The sequence below is a fragment of the Propioniciclava sp. MC1683 genome (genome assembly GCF_014164675.1).
Lineage (GTDB): Bacteria > Actinomycetota > Actinomycetes > Propionibacteriales > Propionibacteriaceae > Propioniciclava.
This window is the reverse complement of the sequence record NZ_JACJFX010000065.1, coordinates 1-5514: the sequence shown is the minus strand read 5'-3', so window position 1 is coordinate 5514 and position 5514 is coordinate 1. Positions and strand designations below refer to the sequence as shown.

Here is a 5514-nt window from a genome sequence, read left to right as displayed (position 1 = left end):
AAGAAGGGCCCGCACCTGGTGGTGTGGGCCCTTCTTGGGTCACCCCCTTTTGGGGGGTGTGTTCGGCGGTGTCCTACTCTCCCACACCCCCTCGGGTGCAGTACCATCGGCGCTGCAAGGCTTAGCTTCCGGGTTCGGAATGGGACCGGGCGTTTCCCTTGCGCAATGGCCACCGAAACATTCTTGTGTTGTCGTCCCACACCTGGGGTGTGGGGGATGATCCCAATGTTTGTTGTTTGGGATATCGTACAGTGGACGCGAGCAGAGCTCAAATAGTCATTTTGTGGTTGCTTGTCTTGTTTGGTGGTGTGACAAGCCCTCGGCCTATTAGTACCAGTCAGCTCCACACATTGCTGTGCTTCCACGTCTGGCCTATCAACCCCATGGTCTGTAGGGGGCCTTACCCACTCAATGGTGGTGAGAGTCCTCATCTTGAAGCGTGCTTCCCGCTTAGATGCTTTCAGCGGTTATCATTTCCCAACGTAGCCAACCAGCCGTGCCCTTGGCAGGACAACTGGCACACCAGAGGTTGGTCCGTCCCGGTCCTCTCGTACTAAGGACAGCCCTTCTCAAGACTCTAACGCGCGCAGCGGATAGGGACCGAACTGTCTCACGACGTTCTAAACCCAGCTCGCGTGCCGCTTTAATGGGCGAACAGCCCAACCCTTGGGACCGACTCCAGCCCCAGGATGCGACGAGCCGACATCGAGGTGCCAAACCATGCCGTCGCTATGGACGCTCGGGCAAGATCAGCCTGTTATCCCCGGGGTACCTTTTATCCGTTGAGTGACGGCGCTTCCACACGCCACCGTCAGATCACTAGTCCCGACTTTCGTCCCTGCTCGACATGTCTGTCTCACAGTCAAGCTCCCTTGTGCACTTACACTCGACACCTGATTGCCAACCAGGCTGAGGGAACCTTTGGGCGCCTCCGTTACCTTTTGGGAGGCGACCGCCCCAGTCAAACTACCCATCAGGCACTGTCCCTGGACCAGATCATGGCCCGAGGTTAGATAACCAGAACGACCAGAGTGGTATTTCAACGATGACTCCACCCCCACTGGCGTGGCGGCTTCACAGTCTCCCACCTATCCTACACAAGTCGTACCGATCACCAATACCAAACTATAGTAAAGGTCCCGGGGTCTTTCCGTCCTGCTGCGCGTAACGAGCATCTTTACTCGTAGTGCAATTTCGCCGAGTTCGTGGTGGAGACAGCGCCCAAATCGTTACTCCATTCGTGCAGGTCGGAACTTACCCGACAAGGAATTTCGCTACCTTAGGATGGTTATAGTTACCACCGCCGTTTACTGGGGCTTAAGTTCACCGCTTCGCTTGCGCTAACAGTTCCCCTTAACCTTCCAGCACCGGGCAGGAGTCAGTCCGTATACATCGTCTTTCAACTTCGCACGGACCTGTGTTTTTAGTAAACAGTCGCTTGGGCCTGGTCTCTGCGACCCTCACCGCTGCCCCCAGCTAGTGGGTTGACGGATCAGGTCCCCCTTATCCCGAAGTTACGGGGGTATTTTGCCGAGTTCCTTCACCACGATTCTCTCGATCGCCTTGGTATTCTCTACCTATCCACCTGTGTCGGTTTGGGGTACGGGCGGCTCACAACTCGCTCACGAAGCTTTTCTAGGCAGCATAGGATCACCCACACCACCACCGAAGTGGCAGTGCCATCACGTCTCAGCCTGAACGGCACGCGGATTTGCCTACGTGCCGGCCTACGCGCTTAGCCCACGACAACCATCGCGTGGGATGGGCTACCTTCCTGCGTCCCTCCGCAGCTTGCCTACTACCGGATCAGGTCACAGACTCAACCACCCAACACCCCGAAGGATGTACGAGTGGTCTCGCGTGCTTAGTATCACCGGCCTCGGCACGGGCGTTGCTTCGCCGGTACCAGAATATCAACTGGTTGTCCATCGACTACGCCTGTCGGCCTCGCCTTAGGTCCCGACTTACCCAGGGCAGATTAGCTTGACCCTGGAACCCTTGGATATTCGGCGGACGGGTTTCCCACCCGTCATTCGCTACTCATGCCTGCATTCTCACTCGTGTGCACTCCACACCCGGTCACCCTGATGCTTCACCACACACACGACGCTCCCCTACCCACCCACACACCTGGACTTACGTCAGGTACACGTGTGGATGCCACAGCTTCGGCGGACTGCTTGAGCCCCGCTACATTGTCGGCGCAGAATCACTTGACCAGTGAGCTATTACGCACTCTTTCAAGGATGGCTGCTTCCAAGCCAACCTCCTGGTTGTCTTCGCAACTCCACATCCTTTTCCACTTAGCAGTCCCTTAGGGGCCTTAGCTGATGATCTGGGCTGTTTCCCTCTCGACTATGAAGCTTATCCCCCACAGTCTCACTGCCGCCCTTCACTTACCGGCATTCGGAGTTTGGCTGATTTCGGTAAGCTTGTGGGCCCCCTAGACCATCCAGTGCTCTACCTCCGGCAAGAAACAGGCGACGCTGCACCTAAATGCATTTCGGGGAGAACCAGCTATCACGAAGTTTGATTGGCCTTTCACCCCTATCCACAGCTCATCCCCTCGGTTTTCAACCCAAGTGGGTTCGGGCCTCCACGACGTCTTACCGTCGCTTCACCCTGGCCATGGATAGATCACTTCGCTTCGGGTCCAGACCCGGCGACTCAAAAACGCCCTATTCGGACTCGCTTTCGCTACGGCTCCCCCACACGGGTTAACCTCGCCACCGAGCACTGACTCGCAGGCTCATTCTTCAAAAGGCACGCCGTCACCCCATTGCAGGGCTCCGACGGATTGTAGGCGACCGGTTTCAGGTACTATTTCACTCCCCTCCCGGGGTACTTTTCACCTTTCCCTCACGGTACTTGTCCGCTATCGGTCATCAAGGAGTATTTAGGCTTGACGGGTGGTCCCGCCAGATTCACACAGAATTTCAGGGGTTCCGTGCTACTTGGGGTAACGACCACGAGGGGAACACATACGCCTACACGGCTATCACGCACTCTGGCCAACCATCCCAGGCTGTTCAGCTTCGCATTCCCTTTATCACTCGCCGGGAGACCAGCAGCTCTCCCAGGTCGGCCCCGCAACCCCCAGCATGCAACGCCTGCCAGCTATCACACACACCAGGTTTGGCCTGTTCCGCTTTCGCTCGCCACTACTCACGGAATCACAATTGTTTTCTCTTCCTGTGGGTACTGAGATGTTTCACTTCCCCACGTTCCCTCCAACACCCCTATACATTCAGGATGAGGTCGCCGGACACAACTCCGGACATTCGAGGTTTCCCTATTCGGAGATCCACGGATCAAAGCTCGTTTACCAGCTCCCCATGGCTTATCGCAGGTTACAACGTCCTTCATCGGCTCTTGATGCCAAGGCATCCACCGATCGCCCTTAGTAGCTTGTCACCAAATCAAAACGATCAACAACAAAATAAACTACAAAAGATGCTCGCGTCCACTATACAATTCTCAAACAACAAACAAACACCAACCAACACACACCCCCACAGGAGCGCGCACCGCCTGGCGTCATCGTGTTGCGACCCCACCACCATCGTGGCGGAAGCCCCAGAACCCAACAACGTGCCACCGCCACACCCTCCTCAGATGCCCGAGCCCGTTCCACACCCCACCGGGGCAGTACTAGACACTCGAACCCCAACCAGGATCCGACTCGGTCAATGCCTTCCACAATTCAGTCACCCCACCACGCACACCACACTCGGGTGTGAACGCAGTCACCCCGGCCCAGTGAAGACCGTGGGTAGAAGGGCTCCCTAGAAAGGAGGTGATCCAGCCGCACCTTCCGGTACGGCTACCTTGTTACGACTTAGTCCTAATTACCGATCCCACCTTCGACGGCTCCCCCCACAAGGGTTGGGCCACCGGCTTCGGGTGTTACCGACTTTCATGACTTGACGGGCGGTGTGTACAAGGCCCGGGAACGTATTCACCGCAGCAATGCTGATCTGCGATTACTAGCGACTCCGACTTCATGGGGTCGAGTTGCAGACCCCAATCCGAACTGAGACTGGCTTTACGTGATTCGCTCACCCTCACAGGATCGCAACACTTTGTACCAGCCATTGTAGCATGCGTGAAGCCCTGGACATAAGGGGCATGATGACTTGACGTCATCCCCACCTTCCTCCGAGTTGACCCCGGCAGTCTCCCATGAGTTCCCGGCATGACCCGCTGGCAACATAGGACGAGGGTTGCGCTCGTTGCGGGACTTAACCCAACATCTCACGACACGAGCTGACGACAGCCATGCACCACCTGCACACCAGCCCGAAGGAAACAACATCTCTGCTGTCGTCTGGTGCATGTCAAACCCAGGTAAGGTTCTTCGCGTTGCATCGAATTAATCCGCATGCTCCGCCGCTTGTGCGGGCCCCCGTCAATTCCTTTGAGTTTTAGCCTTGCGGCCGTACTCCCCAGGCGGGGCACTTAATGCGTTAGCTACGGCACGGAGAACGTGGAATGTCCCCCACACCTAGTGCCCACCGTTTACGGCGTGGACTACCAGGGTATCTAAGCCTGTTTGCTCCCCACGCTTTCGCTCCTCAGCGTCAGGAAATGTCCAGAGAACCGCCTTCGCCACCGGTGTTCCTCCTGATATCTGCGCATTCCACCGCTCCACCAGGAATTCCGTTCTCCCCTACATCCCTCAAGTCTGCCCGTATCGAAAGCAAGCACACAGTTAAGCTGCGTGTTTTCACTCCCGACGCAACAAACCACCTACGAGCTCTTTACGCCCAATAAATCCGGACAACGCTCGCACCCTACGTATCACCGCGGCTGCTGGCACGTAGTTAGCCGGTGCTTCTTCTCCAGGTACCGTCAAATTCGCCCCTGGTGAAAGCGGTTTACAACCCGAAGGCCGTCATCCCGCACGCGGCGTTGCTGCATCAGACTTCCGTCCATTGTGCAATATTCCCCACTGCTGCCTCCCGTAGGAGTCTGGGCCGTATCTCAGTCCCAGTGTGGCCGGTCGCCCTCTCAGGCCGGCTACCCGTCAAAGCCTTGGTAGGCCATTACCCCACCAACAAGCTGATAGGCCGCGAGCCCATCTCCCACCGAAAAAACTTTCCACCAACCACCATGCGATAGAAGGTGTACATGCGGTATTAGCTGAAGTTTCCCACAGTTATCCCCCAGTGAAGGGCAGGTTGCTCACGTGTTACTCACCCGTTCGCCACTAACCACCAAAACCGAAGCAAAGGTGATCCGTTCGACTTGCATGTGTTAAGCACGCCGCCAGCGTTCGTCCTGAGCCAGGATCAAACTCTCCATCGAAAAAATAGAAAGCAAACCCCAACCAAATAGGTTAGTTCATACTCATCTCAAAGAAACCACCCACCACAAGTGGGCGGCAACGAGGACACACAAGAAACCAAAAGGTTCAAGTGTGCAAAACAACAACCAACAACCATCCAAAAACAGTTGAAGGTCACTGGCATTGACCTAAGCACGCTGTTGAGTTCTCAAACTTCCGACACACAC

3 rRNA genes are annotated in these 5514 nt (G+C 56.2%); all 3 read right to left on the bottom strand.

The window, feature by feature from the left end:
• Nucleotides 1-60 precede the first annotated feature (60 nt).
• The 3 genes from rrf to H5397_RS16975 all read right to left on the bottom strand — a co-directional run bounded on the left by rrf (nucleotide 61) and on the right by H5397_RS16975 (nucleotide 5307).
• Nucleotides 61-177 (bottom strand): 5S ribosomal RNA (gene rrf / locus H5397_RS16985).
• Nucleotides 178-307: 130 nt separating this feature from the next.
• Nucleotides 308-3414: ribosomal RNA gene (locus H5397_RS16980) — 23S ribosomal RNA — on the bottom strand.
• 375 nt (nucleotides 3415-3789) lie between these two features.
• Nucleotides 3790-5307: ribosomal RNA gene (locus H5397_RS16975) — 16S ribosomal RNA — on the bottom strand.
• Together the 16S, 23S and 5S rRNA genes form the textbook arrangement of a ribosomal RNA operon.
• Nucleotides 5308-5514: the final 207 nt, after the last annotated feature.